Origin of the sequence: Intestinimonas sp. UBA1698, assembly GCF_002320075.1 — a bacterium.
In the GTDB taxonomy this organism is placed as follows: Bacteria; Bacillota; Clostridia; order Oscillospirales; family Oscillospiraceae; genus Intestinimonas; species Intestinimonas massiliensis.
On the sequence record NZ_DCJO01000024.1, the window covers coordinates 1 to 21,473 of the forward strand.

21 protein-coding genes and 1 pseudogene are annotated in these 21,473 nt (G+C 64.4%); 14 read left to right on the top strand and 8 right to left on the bottom strand.

Annotated features, from left to right (window positions below; all coding sequences use genetic code 11):
- The 5 genes and pseudogenes from B3H64_RS04850 to eno all read left to right on the top strand — a co-directional run.
- Positions 1–542, top strand: a 542-nt coding sequence (locus B3H64_RS04850) for a phosphoglycerate kinase (RefSeq protein WP_286733412.1), incomplete at its 5' end; no start/stop codon positions are given.
- A gap of 239 nt (positions 543–781) precedes the next feature.
- Positions 782–1,563 (top strand): annotated as a pseudogene (gene tpiA, locus B3H64_RS04855) (triose-phosphate isomerase).
- Positions 1,564–1,731: 168 nt separating this feature from the next.
- Positions 1,732–1,839, top strand: a complete 108-nt coding sequence (locus tag B3H64_RS04860) for a triose-phosphate isomerase (protein ID WP_257591537.1) — start codon at positions 1,732–1,734, stop codon at positions 1,837–1,839.
- Between the two features lie 207 nt (positions 1,840–2,046).
- Positions 2,047–3,564, top strand: coding sequence for a 2,3-bisphosphoglycerate-independent phosphoglycerate mutase (gene gpmI / locus B3H64_RS04865; RefSeq protein ID WP_286733417.1), 1,518 nt, complete (start codon positions 2,047–2,049; stop codon positions 3,562–3,564).
- A gap of 38 nt (positions 3,565–3,602) precedes the next feature.
- Complete coding sequence (gene eno, locus B3H64_RS04870) at positions 3,603–4,898, top strand: phosphopyruvate hydratase (RefSeq protein WP_414653456.1); 1,296 nt, start codon at positions 3,603–3,605, stop codon at positions 4,896–4,898.
- Between the two features lie 56 nt (positions 4,899–4,954).
- On the opposite strand, the gene B3H64_RS04875 is transcribed toward eno, so the two are convergent.
- The 3 genes from B3H64_RS04875 to B3H64_RS04885 form a co-directional block, all read right to left on the bottom strand.
- A complete protein-coding gene (locus B3H64_RS04875) occupies positions 4,955–5,650 on the bottom strand; it encodes a GTP pyrophosphokinase (RefSeq protein WP_238072775.1) in 696 nt (231 codons plus the stop codon).
- Between the two features lie 97 nt (positions 5,651–5,747).
- Complete coding sequence (locus tag B3H64_RS04880) at positions 5,748–6,908, bottom strand: aminotransferase class V-fold PLP-dependent enzyme (RefSeq protein WP_286733422.1); 1,161 nt, start codon at positions 6,906–6,908, stop codon at positions 5,748–5,750.
- A gap of 15 nt (positions 6,909–6,923) precedes the next feature.
- Positions 6,924–8,123, bottom strand: a complete 1,200-nt coding sequence (locus tag B3H64_RS04885; protein WP_286733424.1) for a hypothetical protein — start codon at positions 8,121–8,123, stop codon at positions 6,924–6,926.
- Between the two features lie 221 nt (positions 8,124–8,344).
- On the opposite strand from B3H64_RS04885, the gene B3H64_RS04890 reads away from it, so the two are divergent.
- The 6 genes from B3H64_RS04890 to B3H64_RS04915 all read left to right on the top strand — a co-directional run bounded on the left by B3H64_RS04890 (position 8,345) and on the right by B3H64_RS04915 (position 13,403).
- Positions 8,345–8,923, top strand: coding sequence for a ubiquitin (locus tag B3H64_RS04890; protein WP_286733427.1), 579 nt, complete (start codon positions 8,345–8,347; stop codon positions 8,921–8,923).
- Positions 8,924–8,957: 34 nt separating this feature from the next.
- On the top strand, positions 8,958–9,638 hold the full coding sequence (locus tag B3H64_RS04895; RefSeq protein ID WP_050617091.1) for a response regulator transcription factor: 681 nt from the start codon (positions 8,958–8,960) through the stop codon (positions 9,636–9,638).
- Between the two features lie 4 nt (positions 9,639–9,642).
- Positions 9,643–10,122, top strand: coding sequence for a hypothetical protein (locus B3H64_RS04900; protein WP_050617092.1), 480 nt, complete (start codon positions 9,643–9,645; stop codon positions 10,120–10,122).
- Positions 10,123–10,152: 30 nt separating this feature from the next.
- Entirely contained in the window at positions 10,153–11,628 is a 1,476-nt protein-coding gene (locus B3H64_RS04905; protein ID WP_050617093.1) for a HAMP domain-containing sensor histidine kinase, read from the top strand.
- Between the two features lie 135 nt (positions 11,629–11,763).
- The gene (locus B3H64_RS04910) at positions 11,764–12,744 is read left to right on the top strand and encodes a calcium/sodium antiporter (RefSeq protein ID WP_242853661.1); all 981 of its coding nucleotides are present in this window, start codon (positions 11,764–11,766) and stop codon (positions 12,742–12,744) included.
- A gap of 155 nt (positions 12,745–12,899) precedes the next feature.
- A complete protein-coding gene (locus tag B3H64_RS04915) occupies positions 12,900–13,403 on the top strand; it encodes a pyridoxamine 5'-phosphate oxidase family protein (RefSeq protein ID WP_050617094.1) in 504 nt (167 codons plus the stop codon).
- 71 nt (positions 13,404–13,474) lie between these two features.
- On the opposite strand, the gene groL is transcribed toward B3H64_RS04915, so the two are convergent.
- The 5 genes from groL to B3H64_RS04940 all read right to left on the bottom strand — a co-directional run bounded on the left by groL (position 13,475) and on the right by B3H64_RS04940 (position 18,934).
- Entirely contained in the window at positions 13,475–15,100 is a 1,626-nt protein-coding gene (gene groL, locus B3H64_RS04920) for a chaperonin GroEL (RefSeq protein ID WP_050617095.1), read from the bottom strand.
- A gap of 46 nt (positions 15,101–15,146) precedes the next feature.
- Positions 15,147–15,431: a co-chaperone GroES gene (locus B3H64_RS04925; RefSeq protein ID WP_050617096.1), complete on the bottom strand. Its 285-nt coding sequence runs from the start codon at positions 15,429–15,431 to the stop codon at positions 15,147–15,149.
- 186 nt (positions 15,432–15,617) lie between these two features.
- Positions 15,618–16,541, bottom strand: a complete 924-nt coding sequence (locus B3H64_RS04930) for a diacylglycerol/lipid kinase family protein (RefSeq protein WP_286733437.1) — start codon at positions 16,539–16,541, stop codon at positions 15,618–15,620.
- A gap of 63 nt (positions 16,542–16,604) precedes the next feature.
- Positions 16,605–17,792 carry a WG repeat-containing protein gene (locus B3H64_RS04935; protein WP_286733439.1) on the bottom strand — a complete coding sequence of 396 codons (1,188 nt, stop codon included), beginning with the start codon at positions 17,790–17,792 and terminating at the stop codon, positions 16,605–16,607.
- Between the two features lie 11 nt (positions 17,793–17,803).
- On the bottom strand, positions 17,804–18,934 hold the full coding sequence (locus tag B3H64_RS04940) for a THUMP domain-containing class I SAM-dependent RNA methyltransferase (protein ID WP_238072765.1): 1,131 nt from the start codon (positions 18,932–18,934) through the stop codon (positions 17,804–17,806).
- A 186-nt stretch (positions 18,935–19,120) separates the two neighbouring features.
- On the opposite strand from B3H64_RS04940, the gene B3H64_RS04945 reads away from it, so the two are divergent.
- The 3 genes from B3H64_RS04945 to B3H64_RS04955 all read left to right on the top strand — a co-directional run bounded on the left by B3H64_RS04945 (position 19,121) and on the right by B3H64_RS04955 (position 21,284).
- Positions 19,121–19,573, top strand: coding sequence for an NfeD family protein (locus tag B3H64_RS04945; RefSeq protein ID WP_256302986.1), 453 nt, complete (start codon positions 19,121–19,123; stop codon positions 19,571–19,573).
- Between the two features lie 34 nt (positions 19,574–19,607).
- Positions 19,608–20,561, top strand: a complete 954-nt coding sequence (locus tag B3H64_RS04950; RefSeq protein WP_050617100.1) for an SPFH domain-containing protein — start codon at positions 19,608–19,610, stop codon at positions 20,559–20,561.
- A 99-nt stretch (positions 20,562–20,660) separates the two neighbouring features.
- Complete coding sequence (locus B3H64_RS04955; RefSeq protein ID WP_286733444.1) at positions 20,661–21,284, top strand: class II aldolase/adducin family protein; 624 nt, start codon at positions 20,661–20,663, stop codon at positions 21,282–21,284.
- The last annotated feature ends 189 nt before the right edge of the window (positions 21,285–21,473 follow it).

Sequence of the window (21,473 nt, forward strand, 5' to 3'; positions counted from 1 at the left end):
CCATCATCATCGGCGGCGGCATGTGCTATACCTTTGCCAAGGCCCAGGGCATCGGCGTGGGCAACTCCCTGCTGGAGGCCGACTGGCTGGACTACTGCCGGGAGATGATGCAGAAGGCCAAGGACAAGGGCGTCAAGCTGCTCCTGCCCGTGGACGGCGTGGCCGCCGCGGAGTTTTCCGCCGACGCCAAGCCGGTGGCCGTGGACGGTGCGGGTATCCCCGACGGCATGATGGGTATGGACATCGGTCCCAAGACCATCGCCCTGTATGCCGCGGCCGTGAAAGAGGCCGGCACCGTTATCTGGAACGGCCCCATGGGCGTGTTTGAGTTCCCCGCCTTTGCCGAGGGCACCCGGGCCGTGGCCCAGGCCCTGGCCGAGACCGACGCCATCACCATTGTGGGCGGCGGTGACTCCGCGGCCGCCGTGGCCCAGCTGGGCTACGCCGACAAAATGACCCACATCTCCACCGGCGGCGGCGCCTCCCTCGAGTTCCTGGAGGGCAAGGAGCTGCCCGGCGTGGCGTGCCTGCTGGATAAGTAAGAAAGAATCGCGGAGACGAGCGGAGCAGCCGCACAGCGAAGCCCGCAGACGAAAAAGCAGTTGCGCCGCAGGCGCAAGGTGTTTTTCGCGGAGGGGTGAGCAGTGCGGCGACCGCGCCGCCGCCGCAGCGTGACAACTTCCGTGCCGGGCAGCTCCTCCGCCGTGGCCCCGCACGAACCGCTGCGCTGGGGCCGCGCCGCCCCCTTATAGCTATTCCAAAATCGAAAGGATTGTTTGCCGTGAACCGCCGCTACCGTAAGACGATTATCGCTGGAAACTGGAAAATGAACAAAACCCTCTCCGAAACCCGTGCATTTGCCGAGGAGCTTAAGCCCCTGCTGGGCAAGCCCAACTGGTGCGAGGTAGTGCTGTGCGTGCCCTATGTGAATATCCAGGCCGCCGTGCGCCTGTTCAAAGAGTGCCGCGTCTCCATCGGCGCGGAGAACTGCCACTATGAGTCCCACGGCGCCTACACCGGTGAGGTGGCCCCTGAGATGCTGAAGGAGCTGGGCGTCAAGTATGTGGTGATCGGCCATTCCGAGCGCCGCCAGTACTATAATGAAACTGATTTCACGGTGAACAAGAAGGTGCATGCCGCCCTGGAGGCCGGCCTGTACCCCATCGTGTGCGTGGGCGAGAGCCTGGAGCAGCGGGAGCTGGGCGTGACCATGGATCTCATCTCCTACCAGGTGAAGGCCGCCCTGTCCGGCGTGCCCGCCGAGAAGATGCGCCATGTGGTTATCGCCTATGAGCCCATCTGGGCCATCGGCACCNNGGCACCGGCAAGACCGCCACTGCCGAGCAGGCCGGTGAGGTCTGCGAGGCCATCCGCACCGTCATCCGCAAGCTGTACGGCGCCCGCGTGGCCCGCTCCGTCACCATCCAGTACGGCGGCTCCATGAACGCAAAGAACGCCCATGAGCTGCTGGCCCAGCCCGACGTGGACGGCGGTCTGATCGGCGGCGCCAGCCTGAAGGCCCCCGACTTCGTGGAGATCGTGAACGCGGCCAACCAGGAGTAACGCCGTCCGCGTCGGGCGGCGGTTCGGGAACCCAACGAGAGCCCAGCGCAGCACCCGCAAGGGGTACGCCGTATTGTAAGGCGGCAAAGCCGCCGACGGCGATACAGCGGGTCTCGTTGGGAGAGGAGGAGCAAGGAAGCGGAGTGAAATTTTCGCCGGGAGGCGGAAATGGAGCGGAGCGGACTTTGCGACGACGAGGACGGCGGCCTGATCGGCGGCGCCAGCCTGAAGGCCCCCGACTTCGTGGAGATTGTGAACGCGGCGAACCAGGAGTAAGAAGTGCGGAGGGCAGGCGTACAGGGGAGTTAAGGCAGGGCGCAGACGAAAAAACAGGCGACGGGCGATACCCTGGAGCGGTATTTTTCGCGCAGCCCGGACTTAACGATCCGGACGTGCGCCCAACCCGCAGCGTGACAGCGAGAAGCGCAGGGCCGCCCGCGCCCGTCTCCGTTTTGGAAAGAGAAGAAGAGATTCGAGGTTATTATGAGTAAGACACCGACTACCCTGATCATTATGGATGGCTTCGGCGTATGGGACGAGCGGGCTGGCAACGCCATCGCCGCGGCCCGCACGCCGAACCTGGACAAGATTTTTGCGGAAAACCCCGGCTGCCGCCTGTCCGCCTCCGGGCTGGACGTGGGTCTTCCCGAGGGCCAGATGGGCAACTCCGAGGTGGGGCACACCAACATCGGCGCCGGCCGGGTAGTGTTCCAGGATCTGCCCCGCATCAGCCGCGCCATTGAGGACGGCAGCTTCTTTGAGAACGAGGCCTATATCGAGGCCATGGACGACTGCAAGGAGCGGGACGGTGCACTCCACCTGATGGGGCTTCTGTCCGACGGCGGCGTGCACAGCCACATCACCCACCTGTTCGCCCTGCTGGAGATGGCCAAAAAGCGGGGATTAGGCCGGGTGTATGTCCACTGCTTCCTGGACGGCCGGGACGTGCCCCCCGCCTCCGGCCGGGACTTCGTCGCCCGGCTGCAGGACAAATGCCAGGCGCTGGGCAGCGCCAAAATCGGCGTGATTTCCGGCCGGTACTACGCCATGGACCGGGATAAGCGCTGGGACCGGGTGCAGAAGGCCTATGACGCCCTGGTGCTGGGGGAGGCTCCCTTTGAGCCCGACCCGGTTCAGGCCGTACAGAGCTCTTATGACGCGGGCGTCACCGATGAGTTTGTGGTCCCCGTGCTCTGCTGCCGGGAGGCCGTCATCGGCCCCGGCGACTCGGTCATCTTCATGAACTTCCGGCCCGACCGGGCCCGGGAGCTCACCCGCGCGCTGGTGGACCCCGCCTTCTCCGATCTGATCCGGAAAAAGGGCTTCTTCCCCTTGCACTATGTCTGCACCACCGAGTACGACGCCACCATGCCCAACGTATCGGTGGCCTTCCCCCACCACGCGCTTCAGAACATTTTCGGCGGGTATATCAGCCGGCTGGGCCTGACCCAGCTGCGCATCGCTGAGACCGAAAAATATGCCCACGTCACCTTCTTCTTCAACGGCGGCGTGGAGCAGGTTTTCCCCGGCGAGGACCGGGTCCTCATCCCCTCCCCCTCGGTGCCCACCTATGACCTGAAGCCGGACATGAGCGCCCGGGAGGTCACCGACGCCTGCGTGGAGCGCATCGAGAGCGGGGCCTACGACGTCATCATCCTCAACTTCGCCAACTGCGACATGGTGGGCCACACCGGGGTCTACGAGGCCGCCCGGCTGGCGGTGGAGGCGGTGGACGAGTGCGTGGGCCGCGTGGTGGAGGCCACCACAAACATGGGGGGCATCTGCCTCATCACCGCCGACCACGGCAATGCCGAGCGGATGGTGGAGGACGACGGCGTCACCCCCTACACCGCCCATACCACCAATTTGGTGCCCTTCTATATCGTGGGCGCCGACGTCAAGCTGCGGGACGGCCGCCTGGCCGATATTGCCCCCACCATGCTGGACCTCATGGGCCTGGAAAAGCCCGAGGAAATGGATGGAACCACACTGATCCTGTAACCCCCCTTATTACGAAAGGAGCTTTTAACATGAAGCAGATGATTGAAATCGTTGACGTACTGGGCCGTGAGATTCTGGACTCCCGCGGCAATCCCACCGTGGAGGTGGAGGTCTATCTGGAAGACGGCGTGGTCGGCCGCGCCGCCGTGCCCTCCGGCGCCTCCACCGGCATCTATGAGGCCTGCGAGCTGCGGGACGGCGACAAGGGCCGTTATCTGGGCAAGGGCGTCCTCAAGGCAGTGGAAAACGTGAACACCGAGATTGCCGACTGCCTGGTGGGCATGAATGTGCTGGATCAGGTGGCCATTGACAAGGCCATGATCGAGCTGGACGGCACCCCCAACAAGTCCCGTCTGGGCGCCAACGCCATTCTGGGCGCCTCGCTGGCCTGTGCCAAGGCCGCGGCCGAGAGCCTGGGGCTCAGCCTCTACAACTATATCGGCGGCGTCAATGCCAAGACCCTGCCTGTCCCCATGATGAACATTCTCAACGGCGGCGCTCACGCCACCAACAACGTGGAGATCCAGGAGTTCATGATCATGCCCGTGGGCGCCTGCTGCTTCCGGGAGGCTCTGTGCATGTGCGCCGAGGTGTTCCACACCCTGAAGAGCACCCTGAAGGAGAACGGCACTCCCGCCGCCGGCGTGGGCGACGAGGGCGGCTACGCCCCCAACCTGAAGAAGGATGAGGACGCCCTGAAGGTCATCGTCAAGGCCATCGAGGAGGCCGGCTTCCAGCCCGGCAAGGACTTTATGATCGCCATCGACGCCGCGTCCTCCGAGTGGTGGGACGAGGAGGAGAAGTGCTATGTCCAGCCCAAATCCGGCAAGAAGATGACCCAGCAGCAGCTGGTGAACATGTGGAAAAAGTTTGCCGACACCTATCCCATCATCTCCCTGGAGGACGGCATGGCCGAGACCGACTGGGAGGGCTGGGCCATGCTGACCCGCGCCATCGGCGACAAGGTGCAACTGGTGGGCGACGACCTGTTTGTCACCAATGTGGAGCGTCTGTCCACCGGCATCGAGAAGAAGGTGGCCAACTCCATCCTCATCAAGGTCAACCAGATCGGTACCCTGACCGAAACCCTGGACGCCATCCAGATGGCCAACCGGGCCGGCTACACCGCCATCGTGTCCCACCGCTCCGGCGAGACCGAGGACGCCACCATCGCCGACATCGCCGTGGCCCTCAACGCCGGGCAGATCAAGACCGGCGCGCCCAGCCGCACCGACCGCGTGGCCAAGTACAACCAGCTTCTGCGCATCGAAGAGGAGCTGGACGACGTGGCCCAGTACCCCGGGATGAAGGCCTTCTTTAACCTGAACCAGTAAGCTTTTCCAGGTACGCAAAAAGGGCGCGGACAAATGTCCGCGCCCTTTTCCATTTACTATTCTTCGTCGCCGCTCCTCTGGCCGTTGAGGTAATCGAAAATCTCCTGCATCCGAAGGTCTACATCGGACAGGGTGTTAGCGCACAGCTTGAGCCGCTCGGACAGGTGCTCCACTGGCTGGAACCGGGATTTGTAGTGGAGCTCGTGCTCCAGGCTGGCCCACATATCCATGGCAATGGTGCGCAACTGAATCTCCACCGGAGCATGGGCCGTCCGGTCGGCCAGGGGCACCGGCACCCGCACGATGAGGTGCAGACTGCGGTAGCCGTTGGGCTTGGGGTGCTCGATATAGTCGCTGCGGCGGACGATGACGATGTGCTCCTGCTGGGAGAGCAGGTTGTCCAGCAGGTAGATATCGTCCACATAGGGGCAGACGATCCGCAGCCCCGCCACATCGGTGATGTAGTGCTGGATGTTCTCGATGGTGGGGTCCAGGCCCTTGCGCTCCAGCTTCTGGAGAATGCTGTCCAGGGATTTGACCCGGGCCTCGGTGTGATGGATGGGATTGTGGTCGTGCAGATTCTTGAACTCCGCATCCAGGATCTCCAGCCGGACGGCGATCACTTTCATGGCCGCCTCATAGATGTGGAACAGCTCGGTGAGGGCTCCCGCCTCGCCCTCCAGCGCGGGGGGCAGGATCGTCAGAGTCTTGTCGGGGACCATGAGCCGTGTCTTTCCCGTCTCGCAGGGCACCTGCGACACCTCCTTGTCAGATCCACGTTTCAGGAAGAGTGTATCAGGTCAATGTGGACGAACTGCGGCAAATACATGAACAATCTGTGAATGCCCGTCACACGCCCATGACGCCGCACACCGCCGCCTGCAGGTAATCCACGTCCTCAAACCGGGTGAAGGGCCCCACGGAGAAGCGGACGGTCCCCGCCGGGAAGGTGCCCAGCGTCCGGTGCGCCAGGGGCGCGCAGTGGAGCCCGCAGCGGGTCAGCACGCCGTAGTCCCGCTCCAGCTGGAAGGCAGCCTCGGCGTTGTCCAGCCCGGGGAAGTCCACCGAAACCACCCCCACCTGTCTGGCGGCGTCCAGGGTGCCGAAAATCTTCAGACCGTCCTCCTCCATCTCCCGCAGCCGGGCGATCAGGTGGCCGGTGAGCTTGATCTCACGCCGGCGCAGCGCCTCCAGGTCCTGGCCCTCCAGCCACCGCAGGGCGGCCCGCAGGCCGTACACGCCCGGCAGGTTCAGGGTCCCCGGCTCAAAGCGGTCGGGCAGGAGCTCCGGCATCTCCGGAGAATCCGAGGCGCTGCCGGTGCCGCCGGTCACCAGGGGGTCCAGCGCCCGGGCCAGGGCGTCGGTGACGATCAGCCCGCCGATGCCCTGGGGCCCCAGCAGCCCCTTGTGCCCCGGAAAGGCCAGGGCGTCGATGTGCATCTTCCCCATATGGATGGGCACGCTTCCCGCCGTCTGGGCGGCATCCACACACAGGAAGATGCCCCGCTCCCGGCACAGCGCCCCCACCTCCGCCACCGGCAGCAGGGTACCGCAGACGTTGGAGGCGTGGGTGAGCACCACCAGTCTGGTGTCCGGCGTCAGACGCCGCTCCGCCGCGGCCAGGTCCAGCTCGCCGGTCGCCCGGCAGGGCAGGCAGTCCACCGTCACCCCCCGGGCCTCCATCTGGCGCAGGGGGCGCAGTACGGCGTTGTGCTCCAGGCCAGAGACCGCCACCCGGTCGCCGGGCCGCAGCAGCCCCTTAAGCACGAAGTTGAGGGAGTAGGTGCACCCCGGCGTCAGGATGACGTTCTGGGGCGCCGGACCGCCCAGCAGGGTGCACAGACGCTCCCGCACCTCCAGCACGGCTTCCGCCGCGTCGCAGGCCGAGCGGTAGGCCCCCCGGCCCACATTCCCTCCCACCTGGGTCAGATATTCCGTCATGGCCTCGGCCACGCCCTCCGCCTTGGGAAACGAGGTGGCGGCCTGGTCAAACTGATAGGTCCTTTTCATGGGCGTCCCTCCTGCTTATAGTTCGGTCTCCACCGCCAGGCGGCAGTTGTACTTGTCCGTGCGGATGGTATGGAGAATACGGGGCAGCGCCTGGGCCGCGGCGTAGCTGTCGTCCATAAGGATGCGGGCCAGGCTGGTTTTCTCTCCCAGGCTCAGGAGCACGGCCGCCGCCGTGGCCGCCCCGCTGCGGCCGCCGGGGATGCCGTTCAGGTTGCTCCGCCAGCAGCCCCAGCCCAGCTCCTGGAGTCGGACCGTCACCTCGGCGGTGTCCTCCTCCACCAGTACGATGCGGCTCCGGGTCAGGGCCATGCGCTCCAGCAGGCGGTTTCCCTTCTCAATGGCGGCCTGGGCGGCCTCCAGGGAGTCCCCCGGCACCAGCAGACCCACGGCGTGGCCTTCCCCCACCGCCCGGCGGATCAGCTCGTCCTGACCCTTCATCCGCTCCGGGTCAAACAGCAGCAGCGCCGACCGCCCCTCGCTCTTTAGGGCATCCAGTACCGCGTCCCCGGCCTCTCCGGTGTCGCACCGGACGGCCAGATAGGTCCGCACGCCGCTGTGGTCCTGTCCCCCGCTCTCGGCCGGCAGGGATGATATGGGGGGAACAGGCAGGTCCTGAGACGGCTCCGCGCTTTGGGACACCTGGCTGTTGTAGAAGGTCTTGAGGCGGTCCAGCAGCACCGCCCGTGCGGAGCTGACGAAGGTCTTGTCGTCCAGCCCCTCGTTCTCATTCTTGATCCGGAACAGCGGATAGCCCAGCGTGTCGTCGTTCTGGACGTAGTAGGTGCCCAGCCCGAAGTATTTGCACACCGAAGCCGCGGGCAGATAGACCTTGCCGTTTCGGATGATGGCCCGAGGGATGTTCTCCTGGACCGTCCCCGCGTCGATGTAATCCCACACCAGGCCGGTATTCAGGTCGAAGGTCAGGTTTTTGTTCCGGCTGTAGATGGTGTAGGTGTTGACGCCGTTGCCGCGCTTCTGTCCGCCGTTGAACAGTCCCACGTCCACCCCGCCGTTGAGGCTGGCGTCGAAGACCGTATAGGGCACATAGACCGTGCCCCCCACCAGCTCGGGCATGGCATCGGCCGTCAGGGGCATCACCGTATAGTTGACGGCGGTGAAGATGACCTTGTCGTCCCAGGACGCCCCCGCCAGCGGCAGCAGGAGGCCCAGAAGCAGCAGTGCGGCGCACAGAGCGGCCGTCAGCCGTTTTTTCATGGTGTCACGCCCCTCCCTGCAAGCCCCGTTTTGATAGTTAATTATACCACACCGGACCGGCAGCGGTAAAGCCCCCGCTTGCTCCCCAGCCCTCTTTGGGATATAATGTCTGCAAGCAGACCGCTTTAATGGGATTTTAAGAAACGCTAAATTCCTTTTTAGGGGCCGGGGAATTATACTGTTACCATCCAAACCCACCGACATCGGAAGGAGGCCTGCGCATGGAGATCACCCTGAAACAGGTGGAAACGCTCCGGGACCGGGCCGGCGTGTCCGAAGCCGAGGCCAGAGAGGCTCTGGAGCGGAACGGCGGCGATCTGCTGGAGGCCCTGCTCGACCTGGAGCGCCTGGGAAAGTCCCACACTTCCGGGCAGGGCGGCTTTTACTCCACACAGCCCAAGGCCGGCGCCGGAGCGGACGCGCTGGTTCTATCCGCCCCAGCCCAGGGGAGCGGGGCGGACCGCCGGAATGCCGGCAATCACCTGGGCACCCTGTGGCGGGCTCTTCTGGACCTGTTCCAGCGCACCCTGTCCAACCAATTCGAGGTCTGGCGCGGAGACCGAATGACCACCTCCATGCCTGTGCTGGTGCTGGTTCTGCTGACGGTCTTTTTCTTCTGGATCACCGTCCCCCTGCTGGTGGTGGGGCTTCTGTTCGGCTACCGCTACCGCTTCGGCGGCCCCGATCTGGACCGGGAGTCGGTGGACCGGGTGATGCGCCAGGTCTCCGACACCGTCACTGACGTGACCGACAACGTCCGACGGGAGTGGAACAAGCGCCGCCGAAAGAGCAAGAAATAAGTTGGCCGGACATCCGGCCCGGGAGGGTTCTCACATGGCGGAAAAAATTCTGTTGATCGAGGACGAGGAGAAGCTGGCCCGCATGGTAGAGCTGGAGCTCCGCTACGAGGGCTACGAGGTGGAGAAGGCCTTCGACGGCCGCACCGGGCTGGACCGGGCCCTGTCCGGGGAGCATGAGCTCATCCTGCTGGACATCATGCTCCCCGCCCTCAGCGGCATGGAGGTGCTGCGGCGGCTGCGGCGGGAAAGCCAGGTGCCCGTCATCATGCTCACCGCCCGGGACACGGTGGTGGATAAGGTATCCGGACTGGACTCGGGGGCCGACGACTACATCACCAAGCCCTTTGCCATTGAGGAGCTGCTGGCCCGCATCCGGGCCGCCCTGCGCAAGCGCCCCGCCGCCCCGGCGGACGCCCCCCTGCTCACCTGCGGGAGCCTGGTCATGGACGTGGAGCGCCACACCGTGGAGGTGGACGGCCGGGGAGTGGAGCTCACCCGCCGGGAATTCGACCTGCTGCACTACCTGCTGGAAAATAAGGGGAAGGTCATCTCCCGGGAGTCCCTGCTGGACAACGTGTGGGGCTTCGATTTCGTGGGCGAGACCAACGCCGTAGACGTATACATCCGCTTCCTGCGCTCCAAGATCGACGAGCAGTTCGGCGTCAAGCTGATCCATACCGTCCGGGGCGTGGGCTATGTCATTCGTGAGGAGTGAGCTTATGTCCCATCTTTCTGCCATCGTCTATACCTCTCAGACGGGCTTCACCCGGCGCTATGCCGAGATGCTGGCCCAAAAGACCGGCCTGCCCGCCTGCGCGCTGGGCGGCCCCGCCCCCGCCCGGGGTACGAGCGTGCTGTACCTGGGCTGGCTGCGGGCGGGCGGCGTCCAGGGACTGGCCAAGGCCCGGCGGCGCTGGGACGTGAAGGGGGTCTGCGCCGTGGGCATGTCCCCCGAACCCAACGGCAAGGTGCTGGGGGACCCCGTTCTGCCGGCCTTCTACCTCCGGGGCGGCTACGCCCCCGACCGGCTCACCGGCCCCTATAAATGGGCCATGTCCGCCATGGCCCGCATGGTGACCCAAAATCCGCCCAAGGACGATCAGGAGCGGGCGGTCCAGGAGGCCTTCCGCCAAGGCGGCGACTGGGTGGACGAAGCGTATCTGGACCCGGTGCTGGACTGGCTGTCCCGCCAGGGCTGAGTCCCCCCATTTTTGCCGGGAGGTGTTCCCATGTCAACCACAAAGCAGGCCCATAAGCCGCCGGGGCGGCTCCGTTCCTCCATCGTAGCCCGGCTCAATTTCCGGCTCTTCCTGCGCCTGCTGGGCATCTACTTCTCCACCGACCTGCTGCTGACTCTTCTGTTTGCCGGCGGGGTGGTGGTCTGGTCCGAGCGCCAGTGCGGAGACATCGCCGCCCTGGTGGAGGAGCGGGGCGTGCCCTCGGCCGAGGCCACGCTGTGGATGGCCGCCGGGGACTACACCGTCACCGCCGGGGAGGGAGAGCCCGCGGGCGTCCGGCTGCCCCACTGGCTGCCCTGGCCGGCGGCCACCGGCGGCGGGGAGCGGTATCTCGACCCCGGGGAGATCCACCTCTTCTCCCTGCTGGCCATCTACTCCGGCGGGACCACCAGCTATACCCTCCAGCTCCCTAACGGCGCCGAGCCCTACGCCATCACCCTGGATTTGGAGCGCCCGGTCACCCTGGGGGTGTTTGGCCTTCGTATCCTGATGATTTGCCAGTTGGTCTCGCTGCTGTCCAACCTCTTCAAGAACGCGGGCACCATCAAAAAGACCCTCAGACCCATCCAGGAGCTGGCCGCCGCGGCGGCCAAGCTGAACACCGCCTCCGGCATGTCGCCGGAGGAGCTCTCCGTCCTGGCCGACAAGCTGGACGAGATCAACGCCACTCATCTGGACACCCGCATCTCGGTGTCGGGCACGCAGAAGGAGCTGCGGGAGCTGGCCCAGGCCATCAACGCCATGCTGGACCGCATCAACGAGGCCTATCGCTCTCAGATGCGCTTCGTCTCCGACGCCTCCCACGAGCTGCGCACCCCCATCGCCGTGGTCCAGGGCTACGCCAACCTGCTGGACCGCTGGGGCAAGGACGACCCGGCCATCCGGCAGGAGGCCATCGACGCCATCCGGCAGGAGGCCGACTCCATGAAGGAGCTGGTGGAGCAGCTTCTGTTCCTGGCCCGGGGGGACAACGACTCCATGCGTATCGAGATGGAGGACTTCGATCTCACCGCCCTGGCGGCGGAGGTCCTGCGGGAGACCGAGATGATCGACCAGACCCATATATTTCTGGCCCGCTGGGACGGGGCGGTCCCGGTGCGGGCCGACGCAGGGCTCATCAAGCAGGCCCTGCGGGTGCTGGTGGACAACAGCATCAAATATTCTCCCGAGGGCGGGCGCATCCTGCTGTCCGTCCGGGCCGACGGCGGAGCCGCCCGCATGTCGGTGCAGGACGAGGGCCAGGGCATCGGCGCGGAGAGCCTGCCCCACATCTTCGACCGCTTCTTCCGCACCGACGAATCCCGGGCCCGCCAGACCGGCGGCACCGGGCTGGGCCTGGCCATCGCCAAGTGGATCGCCGACCGGCACGGCGGCTGGTTTGAGGTCCTCTCCCGGGAGGGGGTGGGCACCCGCATCACCATGGTGCTCCCCCTGCGTCAGACCGGCCCAGGCCAAGACCCCGGCTGAATCGCAAATTTTTTGACAGACTCCCCCTTTTCCAGTATAATAGCTTTTACGCTGGCGTGCAGGCCCGTGTATCCCGCTCCTGGCAGATACACGGGCCTGTTTCATGCGCCGCAGGCTGACAAAGGGAAGTGTCTGATGATGGATCTCCTCCTCACTGTAGTCCTCTTCACGCTGGGCATCGTCCTGATCGTCAAGGGTGGCGACGCCTTTGTGGATGCTGCCGCCTGGATGGCGGAGGTCTCCGGCATCCCCAAGCTGATTGTGGGCGCCACGGTGGTAAGCTTTGCCACCACCCTGCCCGAGCTTCTGGTGTCCTCCATGGCGGCCTTTGACGGCAAGGTGGATATGGCCATCGGCAACGCCGTGGGCAGTGTCACCGCCAATCTGGCCCTGATCATGGGCATCGCCCTGGTCTGCCTGCCCTCGGCCATCCGGCGGCGGGACTACCTGCTCAAGGCCGTTCTCATGCTGGGGGCCTCCCTCTATCTGGTGCTGGCCTCCTCCGGCGGCAGCCTGTCCTTCCAGTCGGGGATCGCCCTGCTGGTCATCTTCGTTATCGCCATGTGGGACAACATCCGCTCTGCGCTGCGCTCCATGCGTGAGGAGCAGACGGCGGCCGGACGGGGCGGGCACCCCCGGCCCATGGGCCATGAGGTGCGCCGCAATCTTCTCAAATTTCTTCTGGGGGCGGCCGGCATCGTCATCGGGGCTCAGCTCCTAGTGGACCACGGCGGCAATCTGGCCCGGCTCATTGGTGTGCCGGAGCGCATCATCGGCGTCACCCTCATCGCCGTGGGCACCTCTCTGCCCGAGCTGGTCACCACCCTCACCGCCATCGCAAAAAAACAGGCTTCCCTGTCCGCCGGCAACATCATCGGGGCCAATATCATCGACCTCACCCTCATCCTCCCCATCTGCTCGCTGATCTCGGGCGGGGCCCTGCCCGTCTCCGCTCAGGCCCTGGCCATCGACCTGCCCGCCTGCCTGCTGGTGGGCTGCATCGCCATGGTGCCCTCCCTGGTCACGGGCCGCTTCCAGCGCTGGCAGGGCGGCGTGCTGCTGCTCAGTTACGTGGTCTATCTGGTCATTACCTGCTCCGGCGCGGCCGTATCATAATGCGTAATGAACAAAGCTGAAAGGCTTGCATCCCAAGGCCTTCAAGGCCAATTGGCTTTGTTCCGGTGCAAGGTTTTTGGACAAATGAGCCAGAAAACCTTATCATACTCCCCCCGCTGCGTCGGGCGTCCTATGTTTGGAAAAGAGGTGCTCCTATGTTTCGTGAAATGCGCCGGAAAAAGCAGCTCCTGACCCCGGAGGAGAGCGCCGCCGTCCTCCACCGTGGAACCTCGGGGGTGCTGGCCCTGGCCGGCGACGACGGCTACCCCTACGCCGTCCCCATGAGCTATGTCTACGACGGTGCCAAGCTGTACTTCCACTGTGCGAAATCCGGCCACAAGCTGGACGCCATCCGGCGGAACTGTAAGGCGTCGTTCTGTGTCATCGACCAGGATCAGATCGTGCCGGAGGAATATACCTCCCATTTCCGCAGCGTCATTGTGTTTGGCACCATGCGCATTCTGGAGGACGACGGAGAAAAACGCGCCGCCATTGAAGCGCTGGCCCTCAAATATGCCCCGGATGACGACGCGGCCGACCGCAACCGCGCCATCGACCGGGAATGGGCGCCATTGTGTATGCTGGAATTGACCATCGACCACATCACGGGGAAAGAGGCCATCGAGTTGGTGAAGGCCAAGCGGCCATCTGGGCAATGAACCCGCTCCTGACCCACATGAAAAAGGAAAAGGCCCCGCGGCAATTGCCGCGGGGCTTTTGGCTGCTATTCTCAGTACATGCCGCCCATATCGGGGGCTGCAGGCGCGGGCGCGGGGGGCTCGGGCTTGTCGGCCACCAGAGACTCGGTGGTCAGCAGGATAGCTGCCACAGAGGCGGCGTTCTGCAGAGCGGAGCGGGTCACCTTGGTGGGGTCCACGATGCCGGCGGTGATCATGTCGCAGTAGGTCTCCTTATAGGCGTCGAAGCCATAGCCGACCTTACGGGCGTTCTTGATCTTCTCCAGCACCACGGAGCCGTCGATCCCGGCATTGATGGCGATCTGCTTCACGGGCTCGCTGAGGGCCTTGGCCACGATGCGCACGCCGGTCTTCTCGTCGCCCTCCACCTTGGAAATCAGCCTCTCCACGGCGGGAATGGCGTTGACATAGGCGGTGCCGCCGCCGGCCACGATGCCCTCCTCAACGGCGGCGCGGGTGGCGTTCAGGGCATCCTCGATGCGGAGCTTCTTCTCCTTCATCTCGGACTCGGTGGCAGCGCCCACACGGATGATGGCCACGCCGCCGGCCAGCTTGGCCAAGCGCTCCTGGAGCTTCTCGCGGTCATAATCAGAGGTGGTGACCTCGATCTGGGCGCGGATCTGGTTCACACGGTCCTTGATCGCCTTGCTGTCGCCGGAGCCGTCCACGATGATGGTGTTGTCCTTGTTCACCTTGACTTGGCGGGCCTTGCCCAGCATATCGACGGTGGTCTCCTTGAGCTCATAGCCCAGGTCGGAAGAGATGACGGTGCCGCCGGTGAGGATGGCCATATCCTGCAGCATCTCCTTGCGGCGGTCGCCAAAGCCGGGAGCCTTGACGCAGCAGACGTTCAGGGTGCCGCGCAGCTTGTTGACGATCAGGGTGGACAGGGCCTCGCCCTCCACATCCTCGGCCACGATCAGCAGCTTCTTGCCGGACTGGACCACCTGCTCCAGCAGGGGCAGCAGCTCCTGAATGCTAGAGATCTTCTTATCGGTGATGAGGATGAGGGGATCGTCCAGGACGGCCTCCATCTTCTCGGTGTCGGTGACCATATAGGGGGCGATATAGCCGCGGTCGAACTGCATGCCCTCGACCACCTCAGAGTAGGTCTCAGCGGTCTTGGATTCCTCCACGGTGATGACGCCGTCGGCGGAGACCTTCTCCATGGCCTCGGCGATCAGCTTGCCGATGGTCTCGTCGCCGGAAGAGACGGCGCCCACGCGGGCGATATCGTCAGAGCCGCTGACCTTCTTGGAATTGGCCTGAATGGCCTCGATGGCGGCCTCGGTGGCCTTGGCGATGCCCTTCTTCATGACCATGGGGTTAGCACCGGCGGCCAGGTTCTTCAGGCCCTCGCGGATCATTGCCTGGGCCAGCAGGGTGGCGGTGGTGGTGCCGTCGCCGGCCACGTCGTTGGTCTTGGTGGAAACTTCCTTCACGATCTGGGCGCCCATGTTTTCAAAGGGGTCAGCCAGCTCGATCTCCTTGGCGATGGTCACGCCGTCGTTGGTAATGAGGGGAGTGCCGAACTTCTTATCCAGGACCACATTGCGGCCCTTGGGACCCAGAGTGATCTTCACGGTATCGGCGAGCTGGTTGACACCGCGCTCCAGAGCGCGGCGGGCTTCCTCGCCGTAGCAGAGAATCTTAGCCATATTGATTACCTCCAGTTATATTGAGATATAAAAATACGAAACAGGTTTACTCGACGATGGCCAGGATATCATTCTGGCGGACGATGGTGTACTCTTCGCCGTCCACCTTGACCTCGGTGCCGGCATACTTGCTGGTGATGACCTTCTGGCCCTTCATGACGGTCATCTTGACTTCCTTGCCGTCCACCAGGCCGCCGGGGCCCACCTCGATGACCTCGGCCACCTCGGGCTTCTCCTTGGCGGCGCCGGTGAGGATAATACCGCTCTTGGTCTTCTCCTCGGCCTCCACCATCTTGATGATCACTCGGTCCGCAAGGGGTTTGAGTTTCATAATGGGTTCCTCCTTATATCATTTTTTCTTATTAGCTGACTCAGTGTTTAGCACTCATTTCTTTCGAGTGCTAACCTCGAGTATGATAATACCGCTACTTGCCAAAAAAATCAACCCCCAATTTTCAAAATTAGAGGTTGATTTTTCAAAAATTCACTTTTTGTTCACAGACATCCTGCCGGAGTGCTAGTCTTTGGGCTGATAGCTCAGTCCGGCGGGGTAGAAGAAGGCCACCTTCCGCTCCGACAGCGCCACGGTGAACCGCCGGCCTCGCAGGACCTCCCCGTCCACCACCGCCACCAGCTCCTGAGGCGAGGAGAAGGAGATGGTCTGGCCCTGGCAGGCATAAATCAGCTCGGGGTAATCCCGGTAGCGCCCCTGGGCGTATTGGCCCACCAGTCGCGCAAAGGTCCGGCGGTTGACCCGTGGCACCACCAGCATGTCGAGTACCCCGTCATCCGGCATGGCGTCGCCCACCGGCATAAAGCCGCCGCCGTAATAGCGGCCGTTGCAGATGCAGATGATGGAGGTATCCTCCTCCATCCGCCGTCCGCCCACCTCCACCACCGTGGGGCGAGCAATTCCCTTGAAGAGCACGTTCACCGTCAGGGACAGGATATAGGCCCCCATCCCCGTCACCAGAGGCAGTGCTTTATAGCGGTGCACATCCGCCGCCACCTGGGCGTCCACTCCGGCGCAGACCACGCCGATACCCAATCTGCCGTTGCAGTCCATCAGGTCGAAACAGGCCTGAGGGCCGTCCGCCAGGGCGGCCAGGTCGGAAAACCGGCTGCGGTAGTCCGCCCCGAAGATCTTGAGAAAATCGTTTCCCGTGCCCTTGGGGACGTTGGTAACGGCGGCATTGGCAAAGCCCGCGGCCCCATTGACCGCCTCGTTGAGGGTGCCGTCTCCGCCGCAGGCATAGATGCGCACCGGCTCCCCCGTTTCGGCGGCGGCGCGGGCACAGGTCTCGGCATGGCCGGGGCCCCGGGTGAGGATCGCCTCCCAGGGCTCGCCCCGGGGGGCAAAGATTGCCCGAATGCGATTTTCCAGCGCCTCGGTGCTCCCCTTCTTCCCCGCCGCGGGATTGATCAGGAAAAGATGCTTCATCGCAGGATCTCCTTACCCAGAATGCGGCCCCGGGGGCCGAAGAAGGGCGTGCTTGACGGGCGTTCACCGGGTGGGGAGAAGTCCGTTGGTCAGCCCCGTCGTCTGCGTGCGGAACTGAGTCCCCGTGCCCCACAGGTTCACCCGCTGCTCGGTGCGGGCCATGCGGGAGACGATGGCCGCCGCCTCGGCCCGGGTGAGCCGGCCCTCCGCGCGGAAGGTGAGCTGGCCGTCCGTGCCAGTGAACACCCCCTTGGCATAGAGGCTGTAAATGGCATCGGCGGCGTAATCCCCCGCCTTCACGTCGGGCAGATGGCTCTTCACCCGCTCCAGGCTGTTGATCTCCGGCATGCCGCGCCCCAGGGCGGTGGCCGCAAAGATCCTGGCCATCTCGGCCCGGGTGACGGGCCGCTCATAATCGGTGAATTCTCCCTCGGTGATGATGCCGCTGGCCACGCAGTAGGCCACCGACGAGCGGTACCAGGGCTGGGTGGTCACGCTCTGGAGGTGGAAGTCGTCCCCCAGATACCGACTCTCCATATGCGCGGCCAGCTTGAGGGCCTCAGCCACGGTGAGGGTGCCGTCGGGGTTGAAACGGTTGTCCCCCACGCCCTCCATCAGCCCCACGTTATAGGCCACATCCACCCACAGGTCGTACCAGTCCCGGGGCGTCACGTCGGAAAAGTTGGGCAGGCGCTTTTGTACCAGCGAAAACCGGGCGGAGGGCACCTTGCGCTCCACCAGCAGGGCGGGCAGGGTGTTCATAGGCACCAGGGTCTCAACTCCCCCGCTGGTCAGCACCAGTACATCCAGGCCGTCGGCCTTGCGTACCGCCGCATAGTCGTATGTAAGGGGGTAGAGCTCCTGAGTCTCCCCGCCGAAGCGGCTGGGGAAGGCCACCATGCTCACCACGCCCCACTCATTCCCCTTCTGGGCCCGGTAGAGGCCGTAACCAATGGGCTCCAGGGTGTCGTACTCCGGCTGGATCAGATAGGCGCCGTCGGGACGAATGAGTCCCAGCTTGTTGTTCTTCTGCACCCGGGCCACCCCCAGGCTGAAGTCCATCACCGACTGGTACTGGATGGGAATGACGATCTCCCCCGCCACGTTGGCAAAGCCCCACAGCCCGCCCTCCGCAGCCTTGGCCAGGCCCTCCTGGTAGCCCCAGATCTGGGGCGCAGCCAGGGCGGCGGAGGTCAAGACGGCCGTCAGCAGCAGGGCCAGGGCCTGGGCCCGGAGGCTCGGCCGTTTCACACGTCTTGTTCTCATCCTCGCTCCCTCTTGTGATACAGAAACAGGTCGCACTTGATCATTCCATTGTAGAGCTTGCGCTTCTTGTCGGCCGTCCGGCCAAAGGTCCGCTCGAATTCCGTGTGGGAGGACAACAGGGCCAGGCTCCATCCGGGCGGCAGGCCGCGGTACGCCTTTCCGAAGGCCCGGTAGAGCTCCTCCGCCTCCCGCTTTTCCATGATGCGCTCACCGTAGGGCGGATTGGTGACCACCCGGCCGTAGGGTGCCTCCCGGCGGAAGGCCCGGGCGTCCGCCACCTCGAAGCGGATCAGGTCCTCTACCCCCGCCTTGACGGCATTGTCCCGGGCGATGGCCACCGCCTTGGGGTCGATATCGCCGCCCCAGATTTCGTATGCTCCGTCAAACTCCCGGTCCATGGCCTCGTCGGCGGCGTCCATCCAGGCCTGGGCCGGGACGCAGGCCCACCGCTGCGCGGAGAAGGAGCGCTCCAAACCGGGGGCCCGGTTTTTGGCGATGAGGGCGGCCTCGATGGCGATGGTGCCCGAGCCGCAGAAGGGGTCGCAGAAGGGGTCCCTCCCCCGGTAGCGGGACAGCAGCACCAGGGCGGCGGCCAGGGTCTCCCGCAGAGGGGCCGTCACCCCCACCGCCCGGTAGCCCCGCTTGTGCAGTCCGGCACCGGAGGTATCCAGCATCAGCGTGGCCATATCCTTCATGATGGAAAATTGAATCTGATAGACCGGACCGTTTTCCGGCAGGGTCTCCAGGCCGTATTTCTGTCCCAGCCGGGCCGCCACCGCCTTTTTCACGATGGACTGGCAGGCGGGGATGGCGTGGAGGGCGGAATTCAGGCTGTGTCCCTTGACGGGGAAGGCCCCATTCAGGGGGATAAACTGCTCCCAGGGCAGGGCCCGGGTCCCCTCGAAGAGGGCGTCGAAGTCCCCGGCCAGAAAGCAGCCCAACTCGATGAGCACCCGCTCGCCGGTGCGCAGATTCAGGTTGAGCCGGGCCACATCAGCGGGCGTACCCAGCGCCGTCACCCGGCCGTTGTCCGCCCGGACCTCCTCCAGACCCAGCCGGCGCAGCTCGTCCGCCGTCAGCCCCTCTAATCCGAACAGGGTCGGCACCGCCAGCTTCAGCCGCTCCATCCGATCCCCTCCCTTCTGATTTTATGCTTCTTGTTGCATTATACCCAATTATCCGGCAATTGGCAAATCCTTTTCATTTGTCGTACATCAAATTTACTGGTAATTTCCCTAGGGGTGTGGTAGACTTACATATAGCGGCCGTTCTTTTTTGCATCCCATACTATATTTTGTAAAGGAGGGGGATACATGTACAGCATCCTGTGGCTGGTCGCTCTTATCATCTTTGGCGTGGTGGAGGCTGCCACGGTGGGGTTGGCTTCCATCTGGTTCGCGGCCGGAGCGCTGGCCGCCCTGATCCTTTCGGCCTTTCTCAACTCCCTGCTGGTGCAGGTCGTGGTCTTTCTGGCCGTGTCCTTCGTCACGCTCCTGTTGGTGCGTCCCCTGGCCCAGAAATACTTCAACGCCAGGCGGACCGCCACCAACGCCGACCGCGTCATCGGCCAGGAGGCCGTGGTCGTCCAGGAGATCGACAACCTTCGGGGCCTGGGCCAGGTCAAGGTGGGCGGCATGCCCTGGACCGCACGCTCCGCCGGTGAGCAGATCCTTCCCGTGGGGACCACCGTCCGGGTGGAGCGCATCGAGGGCGTGAAGCTCTATGTGACGCCCATCCCCGCCGCCAGCCGTACCCAGTCCCAATAAGCCGTCGTCCAACTGATTACAAGGAGGTCACATTATGCCCGCTGCTATCTTTGGTTTCATCGTACCCATCATCCTGATCGTGCTCATCATCCTCATTCTGGCCGCCAACATCCGGGTGGTGCAGCAGTCCAAGGCCTACGTCATCGAACGTCTGGGCGCTTTCCACTCCGTCTGGGGCGTGGGCATCCACTTCAAGATCCCCTTTATCGAGCGGGTGGCCAAGGCCGTCTCCCTCAAGGAGCAGGTGGTGGACTTCGCCCCCCAGCCCGTCATCACCAAGGATAACGTCACCATGCAGATCGACACGGTCATCTACTTTCAGATCACCGACCCCAAGCTGTACACCTACGGTGTAGAGCACCCCATGAGCGCCATCGAAAACCTGACTGCCACCACCCTGCGCAACATCATCGGCGACCTGGAGCTGGACCAGACCCTCACCAGCCGCGACCATATCAACACCAAGATGCGTTCCCTGCTGGATGAGGCCACCGACCCCTGGGGCATCAAGGTCAACCGGGTGGAGCTGAAGAACATCCTTCCCCCCCGTGAAATTCAGGACGCCATGGAGAAGCAGATGAAGGCCGAGCGTGAGCGCCGGGAGTCCATCCTCCAGGCCGAGGGCCAGAAGCAGAGCCAGATCCTGGTGGCAGAGGGCGAGAAGCAGTCCCTGATCCTCCGGGCCGAGGCCGCCAAGCAGGCCGCCATCCGGAAGGCCGAAGGCGAGAAGGAGGCCCGCATCATGGCCGCTGACGCCGAGGCCCAGGCCATCATGAAGGTGCAGCAGGCCACGGCGGACGCCATCAAGCTGCTCAACGAGGCCAACCCCAACGGCCAGGTGGTCAAGCTCAAGGCCCTGGAGGCCATGGAGAAGGTGGCCGACGGCAAGGCCACGAAGATCATCATCCCCTCTGAAATCCAGGGGCTGGCCGGGCTGGCCGCCTCGGCCAAGGCGCTGCTGGAGACCGATCCCCCGGCAGGGTCCTGACCTTCTCTCAGCCATACGGCGGCGCGCGGTCTCCCCGCGCGCCGCTTGCTTGGCGGGCCCGCGCCGCCCGCCCTCATTCAGAAAAGGGAGTGTTTCCAAGTGGACTATGAGACGCAGCGCCGGCTGATCTGCGCGCTGGGACGCAGAATGTGGGAAAAGGGCTGGGTGGCCGCCAACGACGGCAACCTGAGCCGCCGCCTGGGCGAGGGTCTCTTTCTGGTGACCCCCGCCGGGGTGAGCAAGGGCTTTCTCTCCCCCGAGATGCTCCTGGTGGTGGACCGGGAGGGGACGGTGGTAGCGGGCGCACCCGGCTTCCGTCCCTCCTCCGAGACGCCCCTCCATCTGGAGTGCTACCGCCGCCGCAGTGACGTGCACGGGGTCTGCCACGCCCATCCCCCCGCCGCCACGGCCTTCGCCTGCGCCCGTCAGCCCATCGAACGTCCCATTCTGGGGGAGATCGTCATGAGCCTTGGGGCCATCCCCTGCGCCCCCTACGCCCGCTCGGGCACCCTGGCCCTCCCCGCCGCCGTGGGGCCGCTGCTGTGGAACCACGACGCCGTGCTGCTGGCCAACCACGGCGTGCTCACCGTGGGCGCCGATCTGGAGCAGGCCTACTGGCGCATGGAGACCGTGGAGCACACCGCGCAGATCCACCTCAACGCCCGCCTGCTGGGAGGCGGTGTGGCACTCTCCGCCCAGGAAGTGGAAGAACTTCAGAAATAACCCTTGCATTCCCACCCGAGATGTGATATGCTTTATGCCAACTTTGATGAAGGAGTCGGTGAGCCCTCGTGGACGAACCTCCCCCTAGTAACCCCCAACAAATGAGTACAGGGACAGCCTTACCCGTCGTGGGATAGGGCTGTCCCTTTGTGCGTAAATTTTATCAGAAAGTTGAGTTGATTTGTCCGT

Excerpts from the sequence above, each read along its gene's own strand:
- groL (WP_050617095.1), bottom strand. The coding sequence starts at position 15,100 with ATGGCTAAGATTCTCTGCTACGGCGAGGAAGCCCGCCGCGCTCTGGAG.
- B3H64_RS04885 (WP_286733424.1), bottom strand. The coding sequence starts at position 8,123 with ATGAAAAAACGGCTGACGGCCGCTCTGTGCGCCGCACTGCTGCTTCTG.
- B3H64_RS04910 (WP_242853661.1), top strand. The coding sequence starts at position 11,764 with ATGATGGATCTCCTCCTCACTGTAGTCCTCTTCACGCTGGGCATCGTC.
- B3H64_RS04880 (WP_286733422.1), bottom strand. The coding sequence starts at position 6,908 with ATGAAAAGGACCTATCAGTTTGACCAGGCCGCCACCTCGTTTCCCAAG.
- eno (WP_414653456.1), top strand. The coding sequence starts at position 3,603 with ATGATTGAAATCGTTGACGTACTGGGCCGTGAGATTCTGGACTCCCGC.
- B3H64_RS04930 (WP_286733437.1), bottom strand. The coding sequence starts at position 16,541 with ATGAAGCATCTTTTCCTGATCAATCCCGCGGCGGGGAAGAAGGGGAGC.
- B3H64_RS04915 (WP_050617094.1), top strand. The coding sequence starts at position 12,900 with ATGTTTCGTGAAATGCGCCGGAAAAAGCAGCTCCTGACCCCGGAGGAG.
- B3H64_RS04940 (WP_238072765.1), bottom strand. The coding sequence starts at position 18,934 with ATGGAGCGGCTGAAGCTGGCGGTGCCGACCCTGTTCGGATTAGAGGGG.
- B3H64_RS04925 (WP_050617096.1), bottom strand. The coding sequence starts at position 15,431 with ATGAAACTCAAACCCCTTGCGGACCGAGTGATCATCAAGATGGTGGAG.
- B3H64_RS04860 (WP_257591537.1), top strand. The coding sequence starts at position 1,732 with ATGGAGCGGAGCGGACTTTGCGACGACGAGGACGGCGGCCTGATCGGC.
- B3H64_RS04950 (WP_050617100.1), top strand. The coding sequence starts at position 19,608 with ATGCCCGCTGCTATCTTTGGTTTCATCGTACCCATCATCCTGATCGTG.
- B3H64_RS04900 (WP_050617092.1), top strand. The coding sequence starts at position 9,643 with ATGTCCCATCTTTCTGCCATCGTCTATACCTCTCAGACGGGCTTCACC.
- B3H64_RS04945 (WP_256302986.1), top strand. The coding sequence starts at position 19,121 with ATGTACAGCATCCTGTGGCTGGTCGCTCTTATCATCTTTGGCGTGGTG.
- B3H64_RS04895 (WP_050617091.1), top strand. The coding sequence starts at position 8,958 with ATGGCGGAAAAAATTCTGTTGATCGAGGACGAGGAGAAGCTGGCCCGC.
- B3H64_RS04890 (WP_286733427.1), top strand. The coding sequence starts at position 8,345 with ATGGAGATCACCCTGAAACAGGTGGAAACGCTCCGGGACCGGGCCGGC.
- B3H64_RS04905 (WP_050617093.1), top strand. The coding sequence starts at position 10,153 with ATGTCAACCACAAAGCAGGCCCATAAGCCGCCGGGGCGGCTCCGTTCC.
- gpmI (WP_286733417.1), top strand. The coding sequence starts at position 2,047 with ATGAGTAAGACACCGACTACCCTGATCATTATGGATGGCTTCGGCGTA.